This window comes from Amycolatopsis sp. NPDC051903, assembly GCF_044452505.1.
GTDB lineage: Bacteria > Actinomycetota > Actinomycetes > Mycobacteriales > Pseudonocardiaceae > Amycolatopsis.
This window is the reverse complement of sequence record NZ_JBITBT010000053.1, coordinates 1-24,689: the sequence shown is the minus strand read 5'-3', so window position 1 is coordinate 24,689 and position 24,689 is coordinate 1. Positions and strand designations below refer to the sequence as shown.

Here is a 24,689-nt window from a genome sequence, read left to right as displayed (position 1 = left end):
GGCCGCGCCGGCGGCCGGAGAAGAGGGGGCTCATGGCGGAGTTGGTCTACACGCGGGTGTCCACCGACGAGCAGAGCACCCAGCGCCAGACCCACCTGCTCGCCGAAGCCGGCCTGGTCAACGGTGTGGACGGGGCGCGGCTGTTCGCTGACCCGGCGACCTCCTCGAAGATCCCCGCGCTCGAGCGGGCCGGCTTCCGGGAGCTGGCCGGCTACGCGCGGCCCGGCGACCGGCTGACCGTGTCGGAGCTGTACCGGCTCTGCCGCGACCTCGCCGACATCCTCGCGGTCCGGGAATGGTGCCGCACCCACGACGTGAAGCTGCGCGTGCTGTCCGGTGCCCTGTCGGGCATCGTCGACCTGGCCGCGACCGACGCAACCACAACCATGCTGGTCAACGTGCTGGTCTCGGTCGGGCAGTTTCAGCGTGACTTGCAGAACGAACTCACCCGCGACGGTCTGGCCGCCGCCTGGGCGAAGGGCGCCAAGTCCGGCCGGCGCCCTCAGATCGCTGAGCTGGGCGTCGCAGAGGAGGTGCGGCAGGCCTTCCGCGACGGTGCGAGCATCGCGGCGCTGGGCCGCGAGCATGGCGTGAGCCGGGTGGCGATCCGCACCGCGGTGGCCGACTTGCTGCCCGGCCCGGCCGGGCCGTCGGGGCCCGCCGGCGTCGACACGCCACAGCCGGTACGCATCGAGGTGCCGGGCAAGATCGCCATGCACCTGACCAGGCGCAACGAGCTGGACGACGCCGCACTGCAGGCCCTGCGGACAGGTCGTGAAGTGCGCCGTGGCCAGGGCTACAGCCTGCACGTCACCGCCCTGCCCGACGTCCACCACGCGCTCTTCCTCGCTGCGGCGACGCTGAGCGCCGACAGCGCATCTCCGGCGGAGCGCAAGGCCTTCCGGATCTACTCGGATCGCTTGGTCAGCGCCGGGGTGCCTGCGGTCACCAGCGTTGACCAGCGCACATGACGTTTCCGGGCCGGGTTTCCTTCGTGCTGAGGCTCCCAGTTAGGTTGCCTGGAGCCGCAGATGTGGTCCCAGGGATCGTGGCCACGCGAAGGGCCGTCACGAGCCTGTCATGTGCGCGTCTGAACCACAGGCGAGCACGCAGGCGGCGCACGTGAGGGGATGAGCGGGATGACGCAGCAGGCGAGAGGGTCGGCGTCGCTGCAGGTTCTTTACCGGTTGCATACGCAGGTGAAGGCTCTGGTCGTGGTGCTCGCCGTCGCCGACGACACGGTCCACCAGGCCGGCGTGCTGTTGGAACAGGTGGCCGCCACCGCCGCTATGGCGGAGCCGTTGCTGTCCGGGATCGACCCTGCTGTGCTCCTTGAGCTGCGCAGCGCGTTCACCCATGCTCGTGCGGGCAGGGTCGATGAACTGCGCAGCGACTTGCTGATCGCGAGCGGCCGGCTTGCCGTTCTGTTGCATGCAGACCGGCCGCGCCGCGCGGCCGCCGCCCACGAACCCACCGTGCGCTGGTCACTGGACTAAGGTCGCGACCGTCGCCGAGGTGGTCTTGATGCCCCGAGCCGGCGGGATACGGCGAAGATGCCCTGGTCAGAGGTAGTGGGCGTGGACATCCCCTCAGCTCGATACCGGTGTGGTCGTCCAAGGGCTTCGGGCTGCCTCCGAAGTCCTGGTCGAAGTCGCTACGAAATTTCCAACCTGACTCAGGTGTGATCTTGCCGAACAGTCATCGAGCCGACAGGCCCTCTACCTGCGGCAGCCAGATTGACGTGTAGGCGTCTACACGTCTCGACACTTCAACGTGGGCACTGAAAGCCGTCGCTCCGGTCTGACGCTCAGGCAGAAACACGGCTCGGCAGTTTGGCAGTTGCGCGTCTGTGCGTCATGATGTCGACGCGTCTTGACGCTCTGGCTGGTCAACGCGGTGACGCACCGCCGGTCTGGCGCCTGAGCGTAGTAGCGAACTGACGTACCGGAAGGGACGCGTCGATGAACCTTCGCGCGACGAATCGCCGAGTTGCCCGCGTCGTTGCCGCGGTGATGCAGAAGGGCGGCGTCGGCAAGACGACGTCGATCATCAACCTGGCCAGGGCCGCGATGCTGAAGGGCTTGCGTGTCCTGGTCTGCGACATGGATCCGCAGGGCAACACGACCGACGCGCTCGCGAAGGGCGAGCTGGCTGAGGACGAGGTCTCGATCGCCGACGCGCTGAATCCCTCGGAGAAGGACCGGGTTCCGATCACGGACGTCATCGTCAAGACGATCTGGGACGGCGTCGACCTCGCGCCGGTCACGTCGACGGAGGCGCTGGCGACCGTGGAGGAGCTCATTGCCGCGGCGAAGCACGGGCGGGAGTACCGGCTTCGGGAAGCACTTCAGCCGGTGCTGGGGGAGTACGACCTGATCCTGATCGACAACGCGCCGAGTCTCGGATTGCTCCTGGTCAATGCCCTTGCGGCGTCGGAAACCGACGAGCTCGCGCTTGTGGTGATGGAGGCTGACCGCTGGAGCACCCAGGGCCTGGTCAGGCTGCGCAGGACAGTCGAGGGCGTGCAGAAGTACTACAGCCGCGACCTTCGCTGGGCAGGAATCCTGATCTCGAAGTGGCGCGGCACCACCGATGAGCGGGAAAAGCTCGCCGACATCGCCGAACACTTCCCGGACGCCCCGGTGTGGGCATCGCAGGACGATGACTACCGGGATGCAGTCCCGCTCTGGAACAAGATCAAGACAGAGATCAACGCGGGCACGGGCATGGACGAGAGCTCCGACGTGCGGTTGCGCGTGACGGTCGCGGCGATCTACGACCGAGCGATCGACCGGCTGATGGCAGGCAGGGAGGCAGCGTGATGGCGGACCGGAAGAAGTCACCGCTGGGTGGCCGCGGGCCGGCCGGTGGAGGTGCGGCGCCCGAGCCGCCGGCTGAAGAGACGCCTGCACCGACGCAACTGGAGGCACCGACGCCGCCACCTCCGCCAACCGAGCTGCGGCGGCCGGCGCCGGTGACGCGGAACCCGCGACGGCTGCGCGTCGTCGGCAAGGTGACCGACGACGACCTGGTGAGCTTCAACTGCAAGATGTCGCGTGGCCTGCGACGGGCTGTTCGGCACTTCGCCGCGGACGCGGAGGTGGACATCCAGGACGTTGTCGCGGCGGCATTGGAGGAGTACCTGCAGGACCGCGGGATCGCCGTTCCCGGCGTTGACCAGCGACAGCCAGGTTGACGTATACGCGTCACGACGTGTCGACGTGGTTGCGGCGACCTCTTTCAGCATCTAACTTGAGTCAGGTTGGATGGAGGTTGCATGACCACGACGGCAGCAGGCGGCGACGTCGCCGACCGCGACGAGCAGGCGCAGATCGCCGCGCTGGCGACGCCGGCGCCGGGGGAACAATCCTGGGAGGCGATCGCGCGGATGCGCCGGCTGAGCAAGCTGATCGACGGGATCGTGCGGAGGGAAACTCCGCGGGCCATCGTCGAGTCGCGGGCGGCGGGCGTGACGACAGAACAGCTGGTCAACGCGTGGGACGTGACGTCGACGTGGATCTACAAGCTCGTGCCCGCCAGGGCACGGAAGTCCGAGTAAACGAAAAGTGCCCCGGGTCGGTGCAGGCACACCGGACCCGGAGCGGGTGGACAGAAGAAGGGGTTCAACATGTCCGTGACTGATGATAGGCCCTTGGCTACCAGCGGAAACCCGCAGACGGGCGGCCGCCGTTGGTTCGGCGCGCGACGGGCGCCTCAGCAGCCGGAACGGCCGGTGGTGTCGCTGGCCGAGCGTGTCGCGGCGGCCGAGCAGCGAGTGCAGACGCTCGGCACGAGCAACGCGCTGTTCGAGGCGCTGGGCGACGACGAGATCGACGCGAAGATCGCCGCCGCGAAGCGTCAGCGTGCGCTCGAGCTGGACCAGGAGGTCCGCGAGGGCGAAGCGGCGATCGAGGCACGTGAGACCGAAGCGCGCCGGCGGCGGTCGCTGGCAGAGAAGGCCGCGGCTGAGGAGGATCGCCGGCGGAACGAAGAGGCCGAGATCCTGCGCTGGAAGCAGCGTGCCGGGGACACCGCCGAGCAGCTGACGAGCAAGTCGGCGCAGCTGGCGGAAACGGCGAAACTGCTGGTCACGGGCAAGCGCGCGATCATCGGTGGGATTGTGGCGCTGCTGGTCTGGAGCGGGGTCAACGTTCAGCAGCAGCTGGTACCCGCCAACGACTTCGGCGACCCGCTGTTCTGGATCAGCTACGCCCTCGACGCAGCTCTGGGCGTGACCCTGGTGCTGCTCATGTTGACCTCGGCGACGACGGCGCGGGCCGGGATGAGCAAGCGGGGTGAGCTGGTCAAGGGCTGGAAGTGGTCGCGGTATCTGCAGGAGGCGACCATCCTCGGCGCGTCGCTCGCGTTGAACACCGGATCGCACCTGGCCCACGGGGAACTGCTGCTGGCGGCGAAGTCGGCAATCGCGCCGGTCATGGTGGGGATGCTGGTCTGGGCGTACAACCACATCACCACCCAGCTGTCGGAGACGCTGCTGAAGCTCGCCGATGACCTGGAGACGCACGAGACGATGATCCGGGACCTGGAGGCTGCCCGCGGCGAGATCGAGGCGCAGCGGCTGCGTGAGGAGGCGCAGCGGCTGCGTGAGGAGGCGCTGCAGGGCCAGCTCAGTGACCTGGCTGCGGCGCTGGAATCGGCCGACGCGGACGCTCGTGAGCTGCGGGCCGAGCGGGACAGCAGGGAAGAGGTAGTGCTCGACGAGCGGACGCTTCCACTGCTGCCGCACGCGCTGCGCGGGTTCGAGGGCATGTCCGCGGGGCTGCTCACGCCGTCGATCGTCGAGGACGGCGGCGGGGTGCCGGCAGGCAGCCAGCTCGCGTCCAAGCTGGGGCTGAACAAGCCGCTTGCGCTTGACGTGCGTGACCTCATGAAAAAGATCGCCACGGGCAACGCGAAGTTCGTCGTCGCCAAGTCGGACGAGACGGTTCCGGTCGTGCCAATGCTGAGCCGCGCTCAGTAGCCGAAAACACCAGCGAGGCCCCCACGTCGAGCGACGTGGGGGCCTCGTCATGTCCGAGCTTGACCAGTGGTTTTCGGTCTGGACGGGGTCAGATGTCCTTGGCCGCGGAGAACGCGCAGACGGCGATGAAGATCGCGACGATTCCCGCTGCGATCCACCAGGTGCCCCAGCCGATCACGATGGCCAAGACGCCGATCGCGAGGAGTGCCACGCCAAAGCCGACCGCGCCGCTTTCGCTGTCGCGGCGGGAATGCTCTTGCGCCGTGGCGGCGGCCAACCGCCGGCGGCGTTCGAGGGTGTCTTCGTGGTCGAGCAGTTGGGTGGTCCGCTCGGTGATGCGGGCTTGCAGCCGCCGGTAGGTGTCGGAGTTCTTGGGTAGGGAAGCCAGTAGTTTCGTGTCCTGGTCGATCGTCTCGCGCAGCGTCTTCAGGTCCGGAACGTAGGGCTCGGTGATGGCTTTCCTCCACAGACAGGGGATGAGGCCGGCCCGTGTTCAACGACGGCCGTGCGAGTGATGTTCCCGCGCTGGTGAAGGCGGTTTATTTCCGCTGGTCATCCGGGGTGTGGGACAGATTTTCTATGGCTCCGCGGGGTGATCCGAGCGCTCGTTCGGCAACGGTGGCGGTGATGTCCTCGCTGGGGATGTCGGCCGGCTTGAGTGCGGTGAACTGGTCTCGGGCGTCGTCGCGGGAGGCGTGCAGGGAGACGTGGCGGCCGTCGGGCAGACCGTCGACGATCAGCACCCAGATGCTGGCGGCGGCGCGGTCGCGCATCATCCGGCAGCGCAGGTCCAGTGGTCCATCTGGCGTGCAGCCCAGCCGCTCGACCACAGCCAGGCTGTCGACCGCGAGCCCGAGCCGCACAAGCCGGCCGCGATGTCGATCTCGGAGGCTAAGAGGACTTCGACCAGCTCACCCAGCGGACGGTGCTGTTCCCAGCCCTCGCGCAGGATCTGATCGCGTTCGAGGTTCCACCTGCGGCCGGTGTTGCGGTCCAGGTTCGCTTCGGCGTCGAAATCCGGGTCGGTCGCGAGCTGCTCACGGACAACCACGTCGGCGTCGCGGCGCCGGACCACCGCCTGCAGCTCGGGCAGCAGCATCTGCTTGCACCGGGCCTGAAGTGCGCTTTCCCGCCGCTGCAACATGGCTGCCAGCGTGTCGAGTGGGACACCGTTGTGCAGGCCGTCGATCAGGCAATGCGTGTCCTCGGCCGACCACATCGTCCCGGCCCGGCGCGGCGCCACTTCAACGTCGCTGTCTTGGCTGTCGGTAGTCACATGGTTACGGTACCGAGCGGGACCGACACAATTCGCCACATCGCAGCACGGCGCGCGGCGGCCACCCAGGACGGCTCGCCTGGCACTGAGCGGCTAGGTCTCTGCCCGTTCTCTGGTCTTTGACCAGGCGAGACGTGGTAACGAGAACGGCAAACCGCCCAGCCGTACAGTGCGTTATACACTGCCTCACACCGGAGCGGCTCAGGAAGACGTTGCGATCCTCGTTACGGGCCCTCGGTGATCGTCGTCGAGCAGCGGGATCAGGCTGGTGCGGTCCCCGTCGTCCGCAGGGTCCGCAGCTGCGCCAGGGACAACTCCCGTGTCCGGTCCGACACGGGCGAGGACGTCCAGTTGTTCAGATGACGATTCGCGGTCACCTGGCTCGTGTCCGGGGTGACGTCGTGACCGTCGGAGGCCACGATCTTCTCGATCATCGCGGCGAACTTCCCGGGCCCACCGCCGCCGTAGCCGACGCTGTAGCCCTCGCCGGTCTTCTCGGGCAGGAAGTGCAGCTCACCGCGGTCGTTGCGCAGCCACATGACGCCGGCGTCCTGATCGATGATCAACCGCTCCAGCACCTGGCCCTCGGGCAGCGACAACGGGGAGAATGTCCAGTACGTCCAGTTCTCGATGTTCCCACTGACCGTGCGGTAGTGCTGTTTCACCACCGGCATCCAAGTGAGCGGATCGTAGAAGGTCTTCAGGCACAGGCAGCCGTCGCCGGCGACCGCCGACGGCGACTCGGGGTCGTCGAAGACGCAGGGATTCCACAGTCGCGGGGCCTCGTTGTTGGAGACCAGGGTCATGTGAAGCGGGGTCGGCTCGGTGTCCTGCAACCGGCCAATCCATTCCTGCGCGTACAGGCTGGACTCGCGCAGTTGCTGGGTGGCGTTGAGCGCAGATCCCCACAGCGTCGGTGTTTCGCTGTAGAGCACGAAATTGAACCATCCCCGCTGCGGGTCATAGGTCAGGTTCAATTCTCGCTCAGGCTGGTAGGTCATCAGTCGGGAATCCCTTCCGTGATCGGCTCCGCCAGCGTCCCATCCGCCCCCGACAAGAGCCTTCGGCAGCACCCGGGATAAAGGGGGACTCCAGCCAATTGGCGCAACCGCGATCAGCGAGGCCACCGCGGGCTTGCCCGCCGCCGGTGTCCGGCGCGGTCGACTCGAACCTGAATGCACACCTCGTCGCGTTCCTGCACTGGCTCGTCGGCAACACCGACGAACTACCCCCGAAGCCCGGTCGTCGTGTCACCAATGTCATCGGACAGCGCAGCTGGGCCCGCCGCGCCGACTCGCAGTAACGCAAATCGGGGCTGCGGCGACCTTGACCGTGTCGATGCAGGTCGGAGGGTGTGCGGTGATGGTTTTGAGGGTGCGGTCCACGCGGAGGACGCGGTTGCTGCTCGCGGCGATTCCCGTGGTCGGGATCAGCGTGGGTGGTGCCGAGGAGGTGCTGTTGCTGGTCCGGGAGTTCAACTGGTTCGGTGCGGTGCTCCTCGTCGCGTGCGTGGTGGCCGTGACCATGGGGTGGACCATCTTCCGGATACAGCTGCGCACCGAGCGGCGCATGACGGCCGGCATGGTCGAGAAGTACCGGCTGCTACGGCAATTCCTCGCCGAGCATGGCGAGGACCGTCTGCTGATCGCCCGCGAGGCGAACGTGGTGATCCTGCCCGCGACCGAGTGGCCGATGGGGTTCGCGCGGTTCGACCGGGATGAGCTGGCCGACGCGGTCGAGCGCCGGGACCCGGCCGCCATCGTGGTGGGCGAGCGGTTCCACCTCGATGACCAGCAGCCGATGGTGACGCATCGGGTCTTGGCGCTCGCCCCGTTCAGCACCGACAGCTCGGCCGTCCCCGCGCTCACGCAGCACACCACCTCGACGCGCACGCCACGTGCGTGGTGGCGCAGCTGGCAGCTGCTTCGCTCGATCAGCCGGACCGGGATCGACGTCCCGTCCGAGCACGAGCTCGACGAACTGATCGACCAGATCCGGTCCGCGGCCTAGGCCCGTGACAGGGGCTAGCAGCCGGAGCATGCGCCCTGAGCGGCGGCCCAGTGTCCTCCCCGGCGGCCGGTGTGGGCCCGGGCTACGGTGGTGGGCGTGCCCTCATCCGAGCAGCCGCTATCCGGTGATCACTTGCATGCGTGGATGTCCGCGCTGAACCTGCGGCTCTACGACCACGGACCGGGCCCGCGAGAGATGGTTGTCGGCGGCCGCGGCGAGGAACGGGTGCTCGACCGGCGGGAACGGCTGGTCGACTCCTACGCCCGGGACCTGCTCGTACACGTCGGGGGAGACCCGGACCGCCTGCTTGCCGTCGCGACCGAAGCGCGACGCAAGCACGGCGAGCGAGTCGCCCATGGTGGTTCGCAGCGCAAGATCGAGGCCGAGCTGATCGCGATCGAGCTGGCTGAGCATGCCGCGCGGATCGTCCGCGACGCCGGCGCCGACACCGATCCGAAAGCCCGCGAGCGGCTGGTTGCCGCGACCGAGCACCAGAACCTGCGCGACACCGGCGAGCTGTTCCTGGGCGACGCCAAGGTCCTCGTCGGCGATCCAACGGACCTCGCCGTACGGCTGGACGAAATCGATCGCGGCTGACCCCGTGGCGCCCGAGCTGCGCCAAGCACTCGCCGGCATCACCGCGCGGGCCATCAGTATTTCCATGTGGTTCCGGTACCGCGGTACTGCTCGACGGGGATCGGCTCGACCCCGATCCGCATCTGGTCGACGTAGAGGGTGCCATGCAGGTGGTCGACCTCGTGGGCGATCAGGCGGGCGACGCCGCGCTCAAACACGGTGATCTTCGTGTGGCCGTCGATGGTGGTGTGCTCGACGTGGATCACGTGTGAGCGCGGGACCTGGCCGCGGACGTCGAAGAAGGAAAGGCAGCCCTCGTACTGCTCGTCGATCTCGCCGGCGGACTCGATGATGGTGGGGTTGAACAGGGTGATTGCCTCGCCGTCCGGAGTCCGGACGATCGCCGCGGCCCGGTCGATCCCGATCTGCGGTGCGGCGATCCCCATGCCCTTGCCGAACGTGTGGGCCTGGGCGACGCGCTCGGCGGCCGAGTTCAGCGCGGTCACTACGCGGCGGGCGTCCTCGGCCTCGGCCGGCAGATCGAAGCGGCGAGCAACGCGGCGCAGCGCGGGATCGGTGGCCTGCACGATGCCGAGGGAGGCCATCACCTCGCTCGGCGCGGGCGGCGGCCCGTCGACGGCGGTGGCGCGGCCCCGGAAGTCCCATTCGAGCCGGTAGCGCGCATGCAGCGGCGGGTCCTCGCACGACCAGGAGAAGATGTGCCGGTCACCGGTGTCGTCGCGGGCGATGGCGGTGGCGAATGGCATGGCCTGCGCGGTCATCGAGGTGTGCAGTCCCCATACCGCGGCCGATAGGTCAGCTGGGAAGTCGAGGCACACCGACAACGTCCGGGTCGGCAGCCGCACGGCGCGCTGGAACCAGTTGCCCCAATGCACTTCGCTCACGGTGTACTCATACTCGATCCAGCAGGATTCCCCGGGGTACAAGGGAAAATGCCCGTGCTCACCGGCGAAGAGCAGCCAGACCTCTTTGAAGGCGTCGCGGTCGTGGTGGGCGGTCCAGTCCATCGGGTTGGCTCGGCCTTGGCCGTGCCAGGCGTGCAGGTCGATCTCGTCCCAGGCGAGCGGATTCTCGGAGTAGAGCTGGTTCGACCGTTCCGGGTCGCCGGGGAACCGGTCGACTGAGATGCGGATCAGGTAACGGGTGATTGGCTCGGAGCCCTGGTTGACCAGGTGGCGGCGCTGAGTGAGCCGGTAGACCCCGTCGTCGTAGCGCAAAGTCGCGTCGTCGTGATCGACCACCAGGCTCCCGATCCCGGCCGCTGTCGGGTCGGCCGCCGGCGGTGCTGAGGGCCGGCTTTTGGCCGGACGACGGGCTTCGAAGTCGCGGAACGCGGTGCGCAGTGCCCCGCCGGCACGCAGCGCAGCCTCGGCGTGCCCGGCGAAAGCCTCTGAGGGGCGTTCAGCGCCGGAGAGCACCTTGGACACGTAGGAGCGGTCGTAGCCCATCGCTTTGGCCAGCGCAGCGCGGGAGAACCCCCGCACATCGCGCCAGCGCTCGAGCTCGACGGCGAACACGTTCACCTCGGCCTCCGGCCCTCCGGTGCTGGTCGTGCCCGTCGTCATCGCCGCCTCCACCGTTTGGGGACCGTGAGTGTGCGTGAATGCACCGTGAGTTGGCCCTCAGCCTAGTTGCCCACCCCCGAGCCGCGGTGTTCTCGATCTCCCGGCGCCAGATGCGGCGCCATCCGATCAACCTCAGGGAGACGAGGAAACACCGTGTACCGCTCGACATTCCCCACCAGTCCGCGGCTGGAGGCCTACCTGCGGTCCGGCCGGATGATCTCCGAGCACGAGACCGCGCAGGACATGGTGACCCGCATCGTCGCCACAATCGAGGGCGCGGACGCCCGTTTCGATCCGGCCGGCGCGGCCGCGTTCGGTGAACGGCTCGGCTGGGCCCTGGACAACGAATGGATCGTGTTCTCCACCCCGATCATGACCAACGCCGGACGGCACAGCGATCGGCCGCTGGCCGCGTGCGCGGTGCCGCCGGTGGACCTGCGCGGCGACCTCGCCCAGGTCAAAACCGTGGTGGACGGCTACCACCGGGCCGGGATGGGCACCGGGTTCAACCTCGACGAACTCGACGACCCGGTCCGGGTGCTGCGCTACCTCAACGACATCGCCGTCGCCGGCGCCGCGTCCGGCAGTGAGGAACGACCGGTCGGGAACATGGCCGTCCTGTCCATGGATCACCCGGCCGCCGAGGAGTTCATCGCCTGCAAGCTCGGCGCGGATGCCCGCGGCGAGGCCTGGAAGTTCAACATCTCGCTGCACGTCACCGACGCACAGATGCGCGCCGCGCTGGGCTCCCCGGGTCGGGAGCGGGACCTGCTCATCGCCGCGGCGGAAGCCGCGCACGCCTGTGCCGATCCAGGATTGCTGTTCGCCGACCGGCTGAACGAGTCCAACCCTACGCCTGAGGTCGGTGAGTACGTCTCGACCGCGCCGTGTGCGGAGGTCGGCCTGGTCGCCGGGGAAACCTGCCAGTTCGGGTACCTCAACCTCGGTCGTTTCTACACCGGCGATGCCACCGTCCCGGTTGACCTCGGGGCTTTGGCCGATTCGACCCGCACGCTGGTTCGGGCGCTGGACGACGCGATCGAGGCGAGCTTGGCTCATTACCCGTCGCCAGTGTCGGCGCAGGTCATGGGTACCAAACGGAAGATCGGTGTCGGTGTGTGCGGCCTGGCCGACCTGCTGCTCGCGGCCGGGCTGCCCTACGACAGCGTTGAGGGCCGGCGGCTGGCGCAGGAGGTGTTGGCGCTGGTCAACTACACCTCCAAGCGCGCCTCCGTCGACCTCGCCCGCACCCGCGGCGGCTGCCCGGCCGTGTTCGGTGGCCGCTCCCGTTACGCCGACCCCGCGTTTTTGCGTCGTTTCGCCGCCCTCGAGGTGGACAGCGTGACCCGCGGCGACTGGGCTGCCCTCGCCGACGAGATCGCCACGACGGGGCTGCTGCGCAACTCCTCCACGATCGCTGTGCCGCCGACTGGGCGGTCCGCGCCGGTCGTGCGTGCGTCGACGGGGATCGAGCCGCTGTTTCGGCTCTCCGACGACGTCGTCGGCCGCCGGCGTGCCGATGTCGTGGCTGTGCTCAAGGCCGCGGGCCGGACTGATGTGCTTGGCTTCGTCGCCGTCCACGGCCGGCTGCCGGTCGATTCGACGCTGCCCGAGCGGTTGCGCGCGGTGCTCGCGACCGCAACCCAGATCAACCCGGCCGGACATCTGGCGATGGCGGCCGCGGTGCAGACCTGCGTGGACGAGGCCGTTTCCAAGACGGTGAACCTGCCCGCCTCGGCGCGTTCGATCGACGTGTACGACACGTACGCCACCGCGTTCGAGCTGGGCTGCAAGGGCATTACCGTGTACGTCGACGGATCACGCTCCGTCCAGCCGCAAGCCCTCGCCACCGCCAGCTGAGGAGACCCATGGCCGCCCCACAGTACGTGTTCGACACCAAGCACGACCGCTATCCCCTCGCCGTGCACGTCTTCCTCGTCCAGGAAGTCGATCGCGGAGGCGACCTGATGGAAGAGAAAGTGCTGCTGATGCGACGAGCCGGGTCCGGCTACGCGGACGGGCAGCTGGGGCTTCCGGCCGGCCACGTCGATCTGGGAGAGACCCCGACCGCGTGTGCGGTGCGCGAAGTCGCCGAGGAACTCGGCATCCAGCTGGATCCGGACGGCCTGCGGCCGGGCGGGACGATGTTCCGCAACTCGCAGGAACCGCGGGTGGACATTTTCTTCACCGCCCGGTCGTGGGAAGGCACACCGCAGATCCGCGAGCCGCACAAGTGCACCGAGCTGTTCTGGGCCGACCCGGAGGAGCTGCCCGCCGACGCCCTCGAGTTCATCGGGCAGGCGTGGAACGACGCGCAGAACGGGCAGGTCCTGCGCGAGTTCGGCTTCACTCCGATTCCCGCGTAGCGGCCACGAATGGGTTTGGTCTGGTCAGAGGACTCGGGTGGCATCGAGGCCGGCGGCGCCGAGCCGGCCTGAGGAGTTTCGCTGTTCTTTGATCACCGAGAAACCAGCATTACGACCAGACCCGCGGCGCCGGGGAGGAAGGATATCCAGATGACCAACCAGGGCCATCGCGGACCACGCGCGCCAAAGCCGGTGCATACGGGCGTGGTCTTCATGACGGCCACCATGCCGACCAAGAGGCCGACGGCACAGGCGGTCTGCAGTACGAGGTTGACCGTGTAGGCGGTCACAGGACAGCCTTCCTCAGGTTGGTGGTGACAGGTAGAGAATCTTCACTCGATACTGGTGGCCGAAATTGCATTCCGCGGTCCCTCCCAGAAGGTCGGTTTCCCTGGTCAGACGAATCGGCTCGACGTCACGAAGTAGGCACCGCTACTACCAAAGCAATGACGATGAAAACTCCGCCGAGCAGACCGCCAAAGCCCCAGGGAACCCATCGTGGCCGGCGAGGATGACTGCTGTTGCGGCCGGCGAAGGCCATGGTCACCGTCGCGGCGCCGGTCGTGACGGCGCCGAGCAGACCGAACGTGACGCTAAGCGCGTAGCTCGTCATGTAGTGCGCCCTCCTGTAGGTGGTGCGTTTCGGCTGGTCAGAGGACTCGGGTGGCGCCGAGGAAGTCGCCGGTGAGCCGGACCCCGGTGATGTGCACGGTCTGGCCGGACTGGGGCGCTTCGATCATCTGGCCGTTGCCGATGTAGATCGCGATGTGGTGGATGGTGCCGGGGGAGCTGCCCCAGAACATGAGGTCGCCAGGGACCAGCTGGTCTTTCGGCACGGGCCGGCTGATGGTGGCGGCGTACTGGGCGGCGGAGGTGCGCGGAAGCGTGATCTTGCCACCGGTGCCTTGGTAGAAGGCGTAGCGGGCCAGGCTGGAGCAGTCGAATCCGATGACGCCGACGTCGGGGGGCATGCCTCCGGAGGGGCCATTGAGGGTGCCGCCGCCCCAGGCGTAGGGGGTGCCGACCCATTTGCTCGCGGCGGCGAGCACCGCGGCGGCATCGCCACTTGCCGCCCCACCGATCTGGTTGCCGTTCTTGGAGTATTTGCCGATGAGGCTGCGGATGCGGGCGACGTAGTTCTGGGTTTCGGGGAAGGGCGGGATGCCGTTGGCGATCTTCACGGACCCGAACCCAGCGTTGTAGGAGGCCAGGGCGTTGTCGAGGACGTCGCCGTTGATGTTGGCGGCCTTGACCTGCGCGACCAGCTGGCACATGTAGCGGGACTGGCTGGCCACGGCGTCGGCGGGGTTGAATGGGTCGGCTTTGCCGTCACCGTCGCCGTCGGTGCCGTAGGTGGCCCACGTGCCGGGCATGAACTGGGTGAGGCCTTGGGCCCCGACGGGGCTGACGGCGTTCGGGTTCCAGCCGCTCTCGGCCTCGATCTGCGCGGCCAGCACCGGTGGGGTGACCTCGGGACAGGTCGTGCCGTACCTGTTGAGCAGGTCCGGTGCCCAGGGCGGCAGGCCGTCGGGGTTGAGCTCGACGGGCGCGCCGACGTTGATCTGCTGGGCGGCCGAGTCGGTGACGGTCCCCAGGATCGCGCCGAAGACCAGGATGATCACCGCGAAGCTCGAGCCGGCCAGGATGACGGCCTTGCGCATGGCGTTCCCCCTCAGGCCAGGTTGACCGTGGTGACCCGCCACGCGCCGTTGACCTGCTGCAGCCCGCAGTAGATGACGAACGTGGTCATCGGCTGGTGCTGGCCGTTCGGCAGGGTCGCGGTCGGGGTGATCGTCGCGGCGGCGGACGCCTGGCCGTTCTGCGCGGGCGGGAGGTCGTCACCGACCGGCGTGGCCGTGGCGTTGATGCGGGCGTGCGCGGCCTTGAGCGCGTCCCATTGCTGGTCCTGCCCGGACCCGGCCCACTGCTGCTGCAGGGCCGGCGTGCCGTACTGCTGCGCGGCGCGGCGCCGTGCGTCGGCGGGGCCGTAGTCGACACTGGTGTCTCCCGCAACCGAGGCGATGCCAAGATCGCTGCAGACGTCCTGCGGACTAGCGTTGACCAGCGAGTTTGTCGAAGTCGACCTTGGAGTGTCGGGCCCTGAGGTTACGCTGAGAGAGTGATCCGGTGCAGACGGAGAGGAGGCACCGCACCCGGATACGAGGGCGACGCTGCCAAGCGCCACGAGCGCGGCAGTTAGTCGGAGGGGTGTTCGCCTTTCAGGAGCTTGAGCATTTCGGACTCGAGAAACAGCCATTGCCCGGTGACCTTCGTCCCGGGGAGCTTGCCGGCCCGCGCCAAGCGGGTCACATGCACCGGACTGATCCTCAGTAGCTCGGCCACCTGGCTGGTGTCCAGGGTGCGTGGCAGCTCGCTGCCCGACTCGTCCTTGTTCGCGCTCACCGCAGTGAACATAGCTCACCTCAAGCCCTCCCCGTGCGCAGGCCAACTACCTGCATCGGTGACGTCATGCGACGGATAGTACCAGGAAATCCTAAAAAGTCTTGAGATGACTTTAGAAGTGCTAAATTGTGCTATGCTGCGATGTGTGAGCCCGAGCATGCCGACTGACGTCGGCTCCGGGCGTGGGACTTGGAAGGGAGGCGGGCTGTGACACAGCCTCAGCAATCGCGGCCGGTGTGGGTGACCGGCGTGGTCGGCGGAGTGGGCGCACGAACGCTCACCCGTCTACTGGCCGGCGCGATACCGGCGCAGACGATTCACCTGACCCCGCAGCAGAGGTACTGCGACGTGTTGGTGACCTCCGTGCACGCCTCGGCCAACGACAAGCAGCTGCCTCGCGCGCTGAGCTTCATCGTCGGCCGGCCGCTGCTCGTAGTCATGCACACCGTCCCGGGGCCAATCCCCTCGTTGTCGAGGGCGAAGATCCGCTCGGCGACCGCACACGTGCACGACGTCGTGCACGTCCCGTTCTTCGCGGACTGGGTGAAGCTCCCCGAACAGCCGGGACGAGGGGAACTGCCGAAGAAGATGGCCGCGGTTCGCGCGGAAGTCCTGGCCGCGTTGCGTTCCTCGTGGGCGGCCGCCGAGGAAGTCGCGCGCATTCAGCGGCCGGCACCCACTCAGCCTCCGTCCGGGCCATTCGGACGGTTCGTCAACCTCACCACCCCTGAAGGGCAGTACTCATGAGTCACCTGCACTACCTGGTCGACACGTTCCTGGCCATCGACCCGCCGGACTCTGATCCGATCACGCCGAAGGGCAAGTTCGGCGAGGTCGGGACCTTCCTCATCGGCGTGCTCAAGTGGGGCGGCCTGGTCGTGGCGGTCGCGGCGATGGTCGTCGCCGGGATCATGATGGCCGGCGGCCGCCGGCACTCGAACCGAATCGCCGTCGACGGCGCGATGTCGGTCCCCTGGATCGTGGTCGGCGTCGCTTTGATCATGGGCGCCAGCAGCCTTGTCGGCTGGGTCATCAGCTAGGAGAGGGTGTTTACGCATGCGTGCACGGTGGTGGATCCCGGCGGTCGTGATGTTGCTCGTCGTCGTGGGAGTCGTCGCGTTCCTCGTCGGCCAGAGCAACCCTGACCAGGCACAACCTGCCCCCGTGGTGCCCCCTGTGGCGTCCTCGGCGCCGGCAACCCAACCCGCCAACGACTGCGGCCTGCGCTGGGACCATGCCCCCGATGGCACGCCTGTGCCCACCTCGCCCTGCTACGGGCCGCACCAGCAGGGCTACGGCCTCGCGTCGGGCTTCACGCAAAACGCGATGGGCGCCGTAATTGCGTCCGTCAACCTCGGCGCCCGACTGGCATCGGCTGCAGGTGAAGCTGTTTACACGCCGACGCTCCAGCGGCAAACCGTCGGCGATTACCAGGAAACCCTCAGCCAGCTGCAGACGCAGTCTTCTGACGCCACTCCTGGCGACGCCATTCCGCAGGAATGGTTTTGGCGGATCTCGGCGGGTAGTCCCGAGTCTGGGCTGGTCACGGTGGATCTGGCTGCGCGCACGAAGCAGGCTTCGGAGCTGGGCGGGTTCGGCGCACTGACCTACACACTGCAGTGGAATCAGGGTGATTGGAAGGTCACCCTTCCTCTGCCGAAAGCCCGGATCATTCAGTCGACGGCGGGCTACCAATCTCTGGGGGAGGTTCAGTAATGCCTGATTGTGGCTTGATCGACGTCAGCTGCCATGTTGGCGAGGCGGTCCAGAGCGGTTTCGCGAAAATTGTTAGCTCGATTTGCGAAGGTGCGGTCAGCCTGATCGCCAAGGCTTTGACGTGGTGGACCCAGGCAGACCAGTCTTCGCTGCTGACCTCGCCGGGGATCGGCCAGGTCCGGACGTTGTTCATGCCGGTGGTCGCGCTGATCCTGATGCTCTCGATCATCTGGCAGGGCATCCAGGTCATGGTGCAGCGGAAAGCGAACCCGATGATCAATATCGGGGTGGGACTGTGGGCGTATGCCGGGTGGACCACGCTGGGAGCCACAGTGGCGGTCTCGATCTACCAGGCCGGGGTTGAGTTGGCGCACACGGTGCTGGGGAACTCGATCGACGAGTTCTCGAAGAAGCTTGGCCAGGTCCTCAGCGACCAGGTGACCACCGGGAACGCGAACTCGACCGCGGGGACGTTGGGCATCGCCTTCTTCATGGGGCTGGTGTTCCTGGGCCTGGCCACCGCTCAGTGGATCTTCGGCATTGCGCGGTTGGCTGGGGTGGCGGTGCTGTTGGCGCTGATCCCGGTGGCCGCGTCGGGGCAGCTGACCGACAGCACGCGCCCGTGGATGAAGAAGATCGCATCGTGGTCGCTGGCGCTGTTGCTCTACCAGCCTGTGGCCGCTGCGATCTACGTCGTCGGGTTCGGGTTCGTGTCCAAGGCGCAGGACATCACGGCTCTGTTGGGCGGGGCCTGCACGATGGCGCTGTCCATTGTGGCGCTCCCGGCGATGATGAAGTTCTTCGACTGGGGTGGGCAGCGGTTCACCACGGCCGGTGGCGGTGGCGGCGGGATGGGCGCGATGGCCGCGGCCGGGACGGCCGGCATGGGGATGATGCAGTTCATGTCCGCCAACGGCCCGGGCTCGGGTGGCGGTGGCAGCTCCTCGAGCTCGATGCGGATCGCCCCGGCGAACAACGGCACCGACCCGCTGCGGCCGGGTGCGAGCAACACCTCGCCGGACGGCCCGGGATCGAACCAGCAGGACACCGGCGCGAGCCAGCCGAAGCCGCAGATGGCGATGGCCGGCGCCCCGCAGGGCGGGCAAGGCGGCGGAACCGGGCCGCAGCAGGCGGCTCAGCCGGTCGGATCCTCGGGCGGGCCCGCCGCGGCCGCCGGTGGTGGCGGTGCGGCAGGGCCGATCGCGGCGGCCGCGTCCGGTGCGGTGCAGACCACGAAGTCCGCGGTGAACACCACCGCGCAGCAGATGACGCAGGGACCCGGCGATCCGGGCTCGGGCCAGCAGGGGAGTTAGGCAATGTCGGATCGGTTGTACGGCGGCTGGCGCCCCGCCCGCGGCTACGGGTTGGGCAAGCTCAACGAGCGGCAGACCCTCGCTGTGCTGGGCGCCTTCGCGGCCTTGCTCGTGACTTTCATCCTCGCCTCCTCGCGTGTGCTGCCGTTCGCGGCGCTGGGTGTGGTGGCGCTGGCGGTGGCGTTGTTCCTGGTCACCGCCCTCGTTCCGGCTCCCCGCTACGGGGTGTCGCTCGGAGGTGTCGTCGTGGTGCTGTTCCAGTCGTGGCGGGCTCGCTCGCGGGGCTATGACCAGTGGGAATCCGGTGTCCTCACCGACTCGCCCCGCCGGCATGAGCTGCCGGGCGTGCTGGCGCCGGTGATGCCGATTTCGGCGGAGGACGGTCTGGGCCGCCCGTTCGGTGTCCTCGTCGACCGCCGGACCGGGCGCCTGACCATCGCGCTGCGCGTCGCGCCGGTCGGCACGGTGCTCTCGGACGCGGGCCGCACCGACCTGTGGGTGGGGCAGTTCGCCGAGTGGCTGGCCAGCTTGGGCTACCAGCCGACGGTGATGTGGGTCGCGATCACGGTCGAGACCACCCCGGCGCACGGCACCGAGATGGTCGACTACGTCGAGCAGAACATCGACCCGTCCTCGCCGCACACCGCTCAGCGGATCCTGCGCGAGATCGCCGCGGCCCACCGCGGCACGACCGCCGACGTCTACACCCGCGTGTCGATCACCTTCGACCCGTACCAGGCCACCCAGCCGCCGGCCGACACCGCCGAAGCGGTCGCCGAGGTCGCGCGGGTGCTGGTCGGGATCGAGCAGCAGCTGGGCCTCACCGGGGTGTCGGTGCTGGGCCGCCTGCAGGTGTGGGAGTGGACCCACCTGCTGCGCTCGGCCTTCGACCCGGATTCGCGTGCGGAGCTCTCCCGGCTCTCGGAGCGCCAAGAGCTGCTGGCGTGGGCGGATGCGGGGCCGGTGAAGATGCACGAAGCCAACGACTACTTGCAGCACGATTCGGGCTGGTCGGTCAGCTACGGCCTGTCGGCGCTGCCGCAGCAGAACGTCGCCTCCTCGGTGCTGGCGCCGCTGATGGTGCCTGGTCGCTACCACCGCCGCGTAACCATCACCTACCAGGCGATTCCCGCTGACCGCGCCGGTGAGGTCGTGCAGAAGGAAGCCGATGGGTCCGGGTTCCGCAAGGAACTGCGCCGCCGCCGGCAGATGAACGAGAGCGAAGCCGACCGCGCCGACGAGCAGCGCGCCCGCCAGGCCGCGGTCGAGCAGGCCCACGGCGCTGGTGTGGGCCTGTGGGGCTGCTATGTGACCACCACGGTCACCGATCCGCGTCGGCTGCCGGAGGCGGTCTCCGACGTCGAGAGCCGCGCGCGGGGCTCGAAGCTGCGGCTGCGGCGCTGCTGGGGTTGGCAGGCCGCCGGTTTCGCCGCGACGCTCGGGGCGGGTGTGTACCCGCCGGAGCTGTCGCGGCGGGGACGGGGCACGCGGTGAAGCTCCTGAGCAGGCGTCGCCCGTCGCGCTCGGCCGAGGAAGCCATGGCCGAGCACGAGCAGCAGTACGCGCGGTCGATGGGTGAGCTGCTCGACGCCAAGCGCACGCAGGGCGTGGACCCGATCGCCGAGCTGAAGAAGATGCCGGTCCCGCCGGTGCGGGGCTGGGCCGAGCCGGGCGGCGGCCGCGCCCAGCATGTTGGCACCGGCGCGAGCTGGCAGGGCACCACTACCCAGCTCGCGGGCCTGTATCCGTTCGTCGGTGGCCAGGGCGTCGACGTGCGCGGTGTCCCGATCGGCTACGACATGACCACGCACGAGCCGGTCGGGTTCCACCCGGCGCACTGGCTGATCGACGGGCTGATCTCCAACACCGGCATCTGGGTGCAGGCCCAGCCCGGGGTCGGGAAGTCCACCTTCGCCAAGCGGCTCGCACTGGGCCTGGTCGGCATGGGTTGGCAGTTCTTCAACCCGGCCGACCTCAAGGGCGAGTACACCCGGCTGGTCCACGCGCTGCACGGAGTGGTGCTGGAAGTCCGCCGCGGCCGCCACCGGATCAACCCGCTCGACCCGGGCCCGCTGCAGGCCGTGATCCGCTCGATGGCTGCGGGCCCGGAGCGGCAGGCGATGATCGACACGATCCACGCGCGCCAGATCGCGGTGCTGGAGGGGCTGCTCACGATCGTGATGCGCCGCCCGCCTGAGCCCACCGAATCGCTGCTGCTGACCTGCACCCTGCGGGAACTGTCCGACGCTGCCGAGGGCGGCGAGGTGGTCATCCCGCAGGTCCTGCACGGCCTGCGCAACCCCTCCGTCGCCACGCTGGAACGGCTGATGGTGTCCTCGTGGGAACGTTACGCGGACCTGTTCCGGAACATGATCGCCGCGCTGGAGAACCTCGCCGACGGTGCGCTGCGGGGTCTGTTCGACGGGCCCTCGTCCTACCGGCCCGACCCGGACTGCCCGGCGATCTCGCTGGACATCTCCGCGCTCGACGACGAAGCCGACGAGGTCGTCGCCGCGGCCATGCTGTGCGCCTGGTCGTGGGGCGGTGGCCTGGTCGAAACCCAGAAGATGCGCGCCGAGGCCGGCGGGCAGCGCCGCAACATCCTGTGGAACCAGGACGAAATGTGGCGTGCCCTGCGCACCGGGCACGGCCTGGTGGAAAAGAGCGACGCCATGACCCGGCTCAACCGGCAGAAGGGCGTCGCGAGCGTGTACCTCACGCACTCGATGTCCGACCTCGAGGCGTTGCCCACTGAGCAGGATCGGAAGAAGGCCAAGGGCATCGCCAGCCGCTGCCAGGTCCACATCTATGGCGGGATGCCGCTGGCCGAGGCCGAGATGTTGCCCACGAACCTGTCCGAGGCCGAGATCCACGAGCTGACCACGTGGCAGTCCTCGGGCACCTATCACCGCGGGCAGCAGCACCCCGGCCGCGGCCGGCTGCTGGTCAAGGCCGGTGAACGGACCGGTCTGCCGGTCACGATGACCCTGCACCCGGAAGAGCTCAAGCTCTACGACACCGACACCGCGTGGGCGGAAACCAACTGGTCGAAGCGAGGGGAGTGAGCAGTGGTCGAGGATCGCCGAGCCAGTCGGCCGGCCATGACGCAGTTCGGCCCGATCTGGCTGGTCGCCGGGCTCGTGGTGTTCGTGGCCTTCGCCTGGTGCGCCGCGTGGCTCGCGGCCCAGGCCGCGGCCGCGGGAACCGGATTCCACGTCCCCGGCTTCGGCGGGTCGTTGCTGGCGATGAAGCACGCCGGCTTGGCCGGGTTCATCGGCCCACAGGGCACCACGTGGCTGTTCTGGCTGGTGTTCGTGCTGCTGATGCTCGCCCTGGCGGTCGCGGTCGGCCTGATCGCGAACGCGGTCAACGCGCGCCGCAACCGGGATGGCCGCGACCGGATGGCCTCGGCACAGAACATTCCCGCGCTCAACGAGGACGCCGCCCGCGCGGCCGGCGTGCGGCTGCGCCCGAGCCTGGACCCGACGACGGAACGCTCGATCGACGTGCGCGAGGTCGCCCAGTACCTCGGTGACGTCGGCGGCACCGACGTCTACCGCAGCCTCGAGGACGTGCTGCTGGCGATCTTCGGGCCGCGGTCGAACAAGACCTCGGCGGTGATCGTGCCCGCCATCCTCTCCGCCGTCGGCCACTGCGTTGCCACGTCGAACAAACCCGACGTCTACGCCCTGACCCATCGCCAGCGCGCCGCGGTCGGGGAGGTGTTCGCGATGGACGTCGCCAAGGTCGCCTACGCCCCGCAGGACTGGTGGTACAACCCATTCGCGGTTGTGCGCGGACTCGATGAGGCCCGGATTGTCTCGGCCGCGATCATGCGTGAGGTCGGCGATCCGAACCGGATGAGCGACGAGACGAAGTTCTGGTGGCTTTCGGGCCGGGACCTGCTGGCCCGGCTCATCCTCGCCGCGGCGGGTTCGGGCCGCACGATGCGCGATGTGCGCTCGTGGGCCGCGGCGGCCAGCGACGAACCGATCGATCTGCTCGACGAGATGGACCCCAACCAGTACCCGGACGCGGCCAACGCTGCCGAACAGCTGCGCGCGACGTACCAGCGTCTGGCGCCGGAAACCCGCCAGAGCATTGAGGGCAACGTCCGCGGCGCGCTCTCGTCGTTCGAGTCCGAGCAGATGATCCGCTGGGTCACCCCGCCCGAGACCTGGGTAGGCGTGAAGCCGGCCGGGCCGATCCGGGAGCTGCGGGTGTGGGACATGGTCAGCCCGCCGGGCCGCAAGGACCGGGGCCAGCGCGGTCCGATCACGCTGTACCTGCTGTCCAAGGAGTCCGAGAGCACCGGTCGGCCGATCATGACGCTGCTGGTCGACCAGCTGCTCTCGGCCGCCCAGCAGGCCGCCACCGCCCAGGGCGGGCGCCTTGATCCGCCGATGACCCTCGCCCTGGACGAGGCGGCGAACGTGCTGCGGATCGATCTGCCCGCGCTCTACACCTACGCCGGCTCGATCGGTCTGCTGTTGCTGGCCGTGCTGCAGTCGCGTGAGCAGGGCCGCGAGGCCTTCGGCCGCGCCGGGTTCGAGTCGGTGTTCAACGCCGCGAACCAGGTGCTGGTGGGTGCCGGCATCCGTGACCCGGATTTCGCCGAGCACTTGTCTCGGCTGGTCGGACCGCACCTGGTGGGCCGCACGTCCATCACGTCTTCGCGCGGAGGCGGTTCGGAAAGCTACAGCGAGCACTGGGAACAGATCATGCGCCCTGACGAGATCGCGGCCATGCCCAAAACCCACGCGCTGCTCCTCACCCAGGAAGCCCGTCCGGCGTGGCTGCGGCTGCACCCCTGGTACAGCGAACCCGAAGCCGCGGAGATCACCGCGAACTCCGCTCACGCGACGCAGGAAATCACCAGGGCTGCGCTGGAACACCTGGGTCCGGACAACCCCCTGGTCACGGCCTTGCAGGGTGGCCAGGGCGCGGCTTCGCAGCAGGGAGCTGGCCGTGGCTGAGGACAACGCGCGGATCGCCGAGCTGGAGCGCCAGATCGAGGCCCTGACCCGCCAGGTTGCCGAGGCCAGCGCCACGGCCTCGCGGGCGGACTCGGCCGCCGCCATGGCGACCCGAGCGCTCGACGCGCTCGAATCCGACATGGAAAGCTTCGCCAGCCTCGGCCCCGGCGACGTCGAACCCGACGACAACCTCGACCTAGATGAGGGCGGCGAGGGCGACGCCGAAGGTGAGCGGAAGAAGAAGCCGCCCCGGAAACCGATGAGCAGCACCGAGCTCTACGAGTGGGTTGAGCGGTTCGTGCTGATCCAGCAGCCACGGCTCGCTGAAGGCCCGATGGCGGAGTCGAACGGGGTCCGCTGGTGTGCCCAGTGGTGGGAGCACCCGGCCGCCGTCGCGCGGCTTCGCGCCATGGGCGAAGCGTGGCGCGAAGTGCGGGACGCGCTCGCCAAGGCCGGCCGCGGCGTGATCGAAGCGACGTACTGGCGCGACTACTTCGACCCGATGTGGCGCGAGCTCACCTCGCAGGACGGCCCGTTCCACAAGTGCGACCAGAAGCGCCACTCCGTCGGCGTGAAGTTTCTCGAGCAGTGCCCGTTCCCGGACTACTGGGTCGAACCCACCGTGCCGCTGGGCCCCGAGCTGGCCGGCACGCCTGAGCAGACCAGCTGACCTCACCCTGCACACGCAACGAGGGCCGCACCGAATTGCCGGTGCGGCCCTCCTCTTGTCTCTTCGTCAGCGCCGTTGGACAGGACCACGATTGCTGGTTCGGCGGGCCTGCTGCTGACGCCACTGGGTGGCCTGCACCGCGCGCTGGCGTGCGGTGTCGGCGTCGCCGAGCGCCTCATCCGACAGCGTCAGGTCGGCCTCCTGTGCGACCACGGTGGGCTCCACCGTGGCCTCGCTCTCGAACTCGGCCGCCTGGCCGTCTGCGTCGGCGGCCTTCTTCATCTCGTACGGGTCGACGAAGTTCAGCTTGGTGAACCGGGCGCGGAGACGTTCGTCGACAGCGTCCCCGTACTGCCCGTACAGGCCCCGGGCGGCGACCTGGTCCCACGGGCTGTCGACGTCGAGCTGGTCGACGAACCGCACCACGTCGTCGACCCCGCGAACCTCACTGCGGCTGCGCGGAACCCATCCGGGCTCACCCGGTGCCGGCACCACGGTCCGGGGCGTCTCGCTCGGCGCCGGCCCGGTCTGGGGCGTCTCGGCCAGCTCGTCGCGCATCGCCCGCAGCGCGGCGTCGACCCGATCGTCCTGCCCGTCCCACCCTTCCGTGATGTCGGCGGCCCACTCACGAAGTCCCGCCCGGTCACGGATCAGCGTCACCTCCGGGTGAACGGAAACCTCGTCCGGCACGTTCTGGATGAGCGCCGGCTGCAACATGCCGAAGTCCTCGAGTGCCGCTCCAGCCCTCGTAGCACGGTCGCCGAAGACCGATTCGAGTGTGCGCGCCATCTGGTCCGGCGTCAGCCCACCGGTCGT

General features: G+C 68.7%; 29 protein-coding genes. 18 read left to right on the top strand and 11 right to left on the bottom strand.

The genetic code is table 11. The features are described 5' to 3' along the window. Positions 1-56 precede the first annotated feature (56 nt). The 6 genes from ACIA77_RS48035 to ACIA77_RS48010 all read left to right on the top strand — a co-directional run bounded on the left by ACIA77_RS48035 (position 57) and on the right by ACIA77_RS48010 (position 4,981). On the top strand, positions 57-971 hold the full coding sequence (locus tag ACIA77_RS48035; RefSeq protein ID WP_395892905.1) for a recombinase family protein: 915 nt from the start codon (positions 57-59) through the stop codon (positions 969-971). Positions 972-1,139: 168 nt separating this feature from the next. Then, entirely contained in the window at positions 1,140-1,496 is a 357-nt protein-coding gene (locus ACIA77_RS48030; protein WP_395892904.1) for a hypothetical protein, read from the top strand. A gap of 465 nt (positions 1,497-1,961) precedes the next feature. Beyond that, positions 1,962-2,822, top strand: coding sequence for a ParA family protein (locus ACIA77_RS48025; RefSeq protein WP_395892903.1), 861 nt, complete (start codon positions 1,962-1,964; stop codon positions 2,820-2,822). Next, positions 2,822-3,196 carry a hypothetical protein gene (locus ACIA77_RS48020; protein ID WP_395892902.1) on the top strand — a complete coding sequence of 125 codons (375 nt, stop codon included), beginning with the start codon at positions 2,822-2,824 and terminating at the stop codon, positions 3,194-3,196. The genes ACIA77_RS48025 and ACIA77_RS48020 overlap by 1 nt, the downstream gene beginning before the upstream one ends. A gap of 81 nt (positions 3,197-3,277) precedes the next feature. Beyond that, the gene (locus tag ACIA77_RS48015; protein WP_395892901.1) at positions 3,278-3,559 is read left to right on the top strand and encodes a hypothetical protein; all 282 of its coding nucleotides are present in this window, start codon (positions 3,278-3,280) and stop codon (positions 3,557-3,559) included. A 174-nt stretch (positions 3,560-3,733) separates the two neighbouring features. After that, positions 3,734-4,981 carry a hypothetical protein gene (locus tag ACIA77_RS48010; protein ID WP_395892900.1) on the top strand — a complete coding sequence of 416 codons (1,248 nt, stop codon included), beginning with the start codon at positions 3,734-3,736 and terminating at the stop codon, positions 4,979-4,981. Positions 4,982-5,069: 88 nt separating this feature from the next. Here ACIA77_RS48010 and ACIA77_RS48005 read toward each other — a convergent pair whose 3' ends face one another. The 4 genes from ACIA77_RS48005 to ACIA77_RS47990 all read right to left on the bottom strand — a co-directional run bounded on the left by ACIA77_RS48005 (position 5,070) and on the right by ACIA77_RS47990 (position 7,258). Next, complete coding sequence (locus ACIA77_RS48005; RefSeq protein WP_395892899.1) at positions 5,070-5,258, bottom strand: hypothetical protein; 189 nt, start codon at positions 5,256-5,258, stop codon at positions 5,070-5,072. A 262-nt stretch (positions 5,259-5,520) separates the two neighbouring features. Further along, a complete protein-coding gene (locus ACIA77_RS48000; RefSeq protein WP_395892898.1) occupies positions 5,521-5,754 on the bottom strand; it encodes a hypothetical protein in 234 nt (77 codons plus the stop codon). Beyond that, positions 5,754-6,257, bottom strand: a complete 504-nt coding sequence (locus ACIA77_RS47995) for a hypothetical protein (protein ID WP_395892897.1) — start codon at positions 6,255-6,257, stop codon at positions 5,754-5,756. Before ACIA77_RS47995 ends, ACIA77_RS48000 begins: the two co-directional genes overlap by 1 nt. A 260-nt stretch (positions 6,258-6,517) precedes the next feature. Continuing rightward, positions 6,518-7,258: a hypothetical protein gene (locus tag ACIA77_RS47990; RefSeq protein WP_395892896.1), complete on the bottom strand. Its 741-nt coding sequence runs from the start codon at positions 7,256-7,258 to the stop codon at positions 6,518-6,520. Positions 7,259-7,619: 361 nt separating this feature from the next. Here ACIA77_RS47990 and ACIA77_RS47985 point away from each other — a divergent pair, with 361 nt between their 5' ends. Then, entirely contained in the window at positions 7,620-8,267 is a 648-nt protein-coding gene (locus ACIA77_RS47985; protein ID WP_395892895.1) for a hypothetical protein, read from the top strand. Positions 8,268-8,363: 96 nt separating this feature from the next. Then, a complete protein-coding gene (locus ACIA77_RS47980; protein ID WP_395892894.1) occupies positions 8,364-8,864 on the top strand; it encodes a hypothetical protein in 501 nt (166 codons plus the stop codon). A 53-nt stretch (positions 8,865-8,917) separates the two neighbouring features. On the opposite strand, the gene ACIA77_RS47975 is transcribed toward ACIA77_RS47980, so the two are convergent. Beyond that, positions 8,918-10,429: a peptide deformylase gene (locus ACIA77_RS47975; protein WP_395892893.1), complete on the bottom strand. Its 1,512-nt coding sequence runs from the start codon at positions 10,427-10,429 to the stop codon at positions 8,918-8,920. A gap of 213 nt (positions 10,430-10,642) precedes the next feature. Here ACIA77_RS47975 and ACIA77_RS47970 point away from each other — a divergent pair, with 213 nt between their 5' ends. After that, positions 10,643-12,289 carry a hypothetical protein gene (locus ACIA77_RS47970; protein WP_395892892.1) on the top strand — a complete coding sequence of 549 codons (1,647 nt, stop codon included), beginning with the start codon at positions 10,643-10,645 and terminating at the stop codon, positions 12,287-12,289. Between the two features lie 8 nt (positions 12,290-12,297). Next, positions 12,298-12,795: an NUDIX domain-containing protein gene (locus ACIA77_RS47965; protein WP_395892891.1), complete on the top strand. Its 498-nt coding sequence runs from the start codon at positions 12,298-12,300 to the stop codon at positions 12,793-12,795. 92 nt (positions 12,796-12,887) lie between these two features. On the opposite strand, the gene ACIA77_RS47960 is transcribed toward ACIA77_RS47965, so the two are convergent. From ACIA77_RS47960 to ACIA77_RS47940, 5 genes are all read right to left on the bottom strand, one after another. Beyond that, on the bottom strand, positions 12,888-13,085 hold the full coding sequence (locus ACIA77_RS47960) for a hypothetical protein (protein ID WP_395892890.1): 198 nt from the start codon (positions 13,083-13,085) through the stop codon (positions 12,888-12,890). Between the two features lie 125 nt (positions 13,086-13,210). Continuing rightward, on the bottom strand, positions 13,211-13,408 hold the full coding sequence (locus ACIA77_RS47955) for a hypothetical protein (RefSeq protein WP_395892889.1): 198 nt from the start codon (positions 13,406-13,408) through the stop codon (positions 13,211-13,213). 37 nt (positions 13,409-13,445) lie between these two features. After that, positions 13,446-14,456: an NlpC/P60 family protein gene (locus ACIA77_RS47950; protein WP_395892888.1), complete on the bottom strand. Its 1,011-nt coding sequence runs from the start codon at positions 14,454-14,456 to the stop codon at positions 13,446-13,448. Between the two features lie 11 nt (positions 14,457-14,467). After that, positions 14,468-14,980, bottom strand: coding sequence for a hypothetical protein (locus tag ACIA77_RS47945; RefSeq protein WP_395892887.1), 513 nt, complete (start codon positions 14,978-14,980; stop codon positions 14,468-14,470). Between the two features lie 11 nt (positions 14,981-14,991). Continuing rightward, positions 14,992-15,198 (bottom strand): helix-turn-helix domain-containing protein, encoded by a 207-nt coding sequence (locus ACIA77_RS47940; RefSeq protein ID WP_395892886.1) that lies wholly within the window; start codon positions 15,196-15,198, stop codon positions 14,992-14,994. Positions 15,199-15,438: 240 nt separating this feature from the next. Between ACIA77_RS47940 and ACIA77_RS47935 the strand changes: the two genes are divergently transcribed. From ACIA77_RS47935 to ACIA77_RS47900, 8 genes are read left to right on the top strand one after another with little or no spacing between them, the layout of a single operon-like run. Then, a complete protein-coding gene (locus tag ACIA77_RS47935) occupies positions 15,439-15,945 on the top strand; it encodes a hypothetical protein (protein WP_395892885.1) in 507 nt (168 codons plus the stop codon). Further along, entirely contained in the window at positions 15,942-16,238 is a 297-nt protein-coding gene (locus tag ACIA77_RS47930; RefSeq protein ID WP_395892884.1) for a hypothetical protein, read from the top strand. The genes ACIA77_RS47935 and ACIA77_RS47930 overlap by 4 nt, the downstream gene beginning before the upstream one ends. A gap of 16 nt (positions 16,239-16,254) precedes the next feature. Beyond that, positions 16,255-16,914, top strand: a complete 660-nt coding sequence (locus ACIA77_RS47925; protein WP_395892883.1) for a hypothetical protein — start codon at positions 16,255-16,257, stop codon at positions 16,912-16,914. Positions 16,915-16,928: 14 nt separating this feature from the next. Beyond that, complete coding sequence (locus ACIA77_RS47920) at positions 16,929-18,227, top strand: hypothetical protein (RefSeq protein WP_395892882.1); 1,299 nt, start codon at positions 16,929-16,931, stop codon at positions 18,225-18,227. A 3-nt stretch (positions 18,228-18,230) separates the two neighbouring features. Beyond that, on the top strand, positions 18,231-19,721 hold the full coding sequence (locus ACIA77_RS47915; protein ID WP_395892881.1) for an SCO6880 family protein: 1,491 nt from the start codon (positions 18,231-18,233) through the stop codon (positions 19,719-19,721). Beyond that, on the top strand, positions 19,718-21,292 hold the full coding sequence (locus ACIA77_RS47910; protein WP_395892880.1) for a hypothetical protein: 1,575 nt from the start codon (positions 19,718-19,720) through the stop codon (positions 21,290-21,292). The genes ACIA77_RS47915 and ACIA77_RS47910 overlap by 4 nt, the downstream gene beginning before the upstream one ends. Positions 21,293-21,328: 36 nt before the next feature. Beyond that, positions 21,329-23,203: a type IV secretory system conjugative DNA transfer family protein gene (locus ACIA77_RS47905; RefSeq protein ID WP_395892879.1), complete on the top strand. Its 1,875-nt coding sequence runs from the start codon at positions 21,329-21,331 to the stop codon at positions 23,201-23,203. Continuing rightward, complete coding sequence (locus ACIA77_RS47900; RefSeq protein WP_395892878.1) at positions 23,196-23,873, top strand: DUF4913 domain-containing protein; 678 nt, start codon at positions 23,196-23,198, stop codon at positions 23,871-23,873. Before ACIA77_RS47905 ends, ACIA77_RS47900 begins: the two co-directional genes overlap by 8 nt. 66 nt (positions 23,874-23,939) lie before the next feature. Here ACIA77_RS47900 and ACIA77_RS47895 read toward each other — a convergent pair. Beyond that, positions 23,940-24,689: hypothetical protein (locus ACIA77_RS47895; protein WP_395892877.1), on the bottom strand; the 750-nt coding region annotated here is incomplete at its 5' end.

Excerpts from the sequence above, each read along its gene's own strand:
- ACIA77_RS48030 (WP_395892904.1), top strand. The coding sequence starts at position 1,140 with ATGACGCAGCAGGCGAGAGGGTCGGCGTCGCTGCAGGTTCTTTACCGG.
- ACIA77_RS48025 (WP_395892903.1), top strand. The coding sequence starts at position 1,962 with ATGAACCTTCGCGCGACGAATCGCCGAGTTGCCCGCGTCGTTGCCGCG.
- ACIA77_RS48020 (WP_395892902.1), top strand. The coding sequence starts at position 2,822 with ATGGCGGACCGGAAGAAGTCACCGCTGGGTGGCCGCGGGCCGGCCGGT.
- ACIA77_RS48015 (WP_395892901.1), top strand. The coding sequence starts at position 3,278 with ATGACCACGACGGCAGCAGGCGGCGACGTCGCCGACCGCGACGAGCAG.
- ACIA77_RS48000 (WP_395892898.1), bottom strand. The coding sequence starts at position 5,754 with ATGCGCGACCGCGCCGCCGCCAGCATCTGGGTGCTGATCGTCGACGGT.
- ACIA77_RS47990 (WP_395892896.1), bottom strand. The coding sequence starts at position 7,258 with ATGACCTACCAGCCTGAGCGAGAATTGAACCTGACCTATGACCCGCAG.
- ACIA77_RS47985 (WP_395892895.1), top strand. The coding sequence starts at position 7,620 with ATGGTTTTGAGGGTGCGGTCCACGCGGAGGACGCGGTTGCTGCTCGCG.
- ACIA77_RS47975 (WP_395892893.1), bottom strand. The coding sequence starts at position 10,429 with ATGACGACGGGCACGACCAGCACCGGAGGGCCGGAGGCCGAGGTGAAC.
- ACIA77_RS47970 (WP_395892892.1), top strand. The coding sequence starts at position 10,643 with ATGATCTCCGAGCACGAGACCGCGCAGGACATGGTGACCCGCATCGTC.
- ACIA77_RS47965 (WP_395892891.1), top strand. The coding sequence starts at position 12,298 with ATGGCCGCCCCACAGTACGTGTTCGACACCAAGCACGACCGCTATCCC.
- ACIA77_RS47955 (WP_395892889.1), bottom strand. The coding sequence starts at position 13,408 with ATGACGAGCTACGCGCTTAGCGTCACGTTCGGTCTGCTCGGCGCCGTC.
- ACIA77_RS47950 (WP_395892888.1), bottom strand. The coding sequence starts at position 14,456 with ATGCGCAAGGCCGTCATCCTGGCCGGCTCGAGCTTCGCGGTGATCATC.
- ACIA77_RS47930 (WP_395892884.1), top strand. The coding sequence starts at position 15,942 with ATGAGTCACCTGCACTACCTGGTCGACACGTTCCTGGCCATCGACCCG.
- ACIA77_RS47925 (WP_395892883.1), top strand. The coding sequence starts at position 16,255 with ATGCGTGCACGGTGGTGGATCCCGGCGGTCGTGATGTTGCTCGTCGTC.
- ACIA77_RS47915 (WP_395892881.1), top strand. The coding sequence starts at position 18,231 with ATGTCGGATCGGTTGTACGGCGGCTGGCGCCCCGCCCGCGGCTACGGG.
- ACIA77_RS47905 (WP_395892879.1), top strand. The coding sequence starts at position 21,329 with ATGACGCAGTTCGGCCCGATCTGGCTGGTCGCCGGGCTCGTGGTGTTC.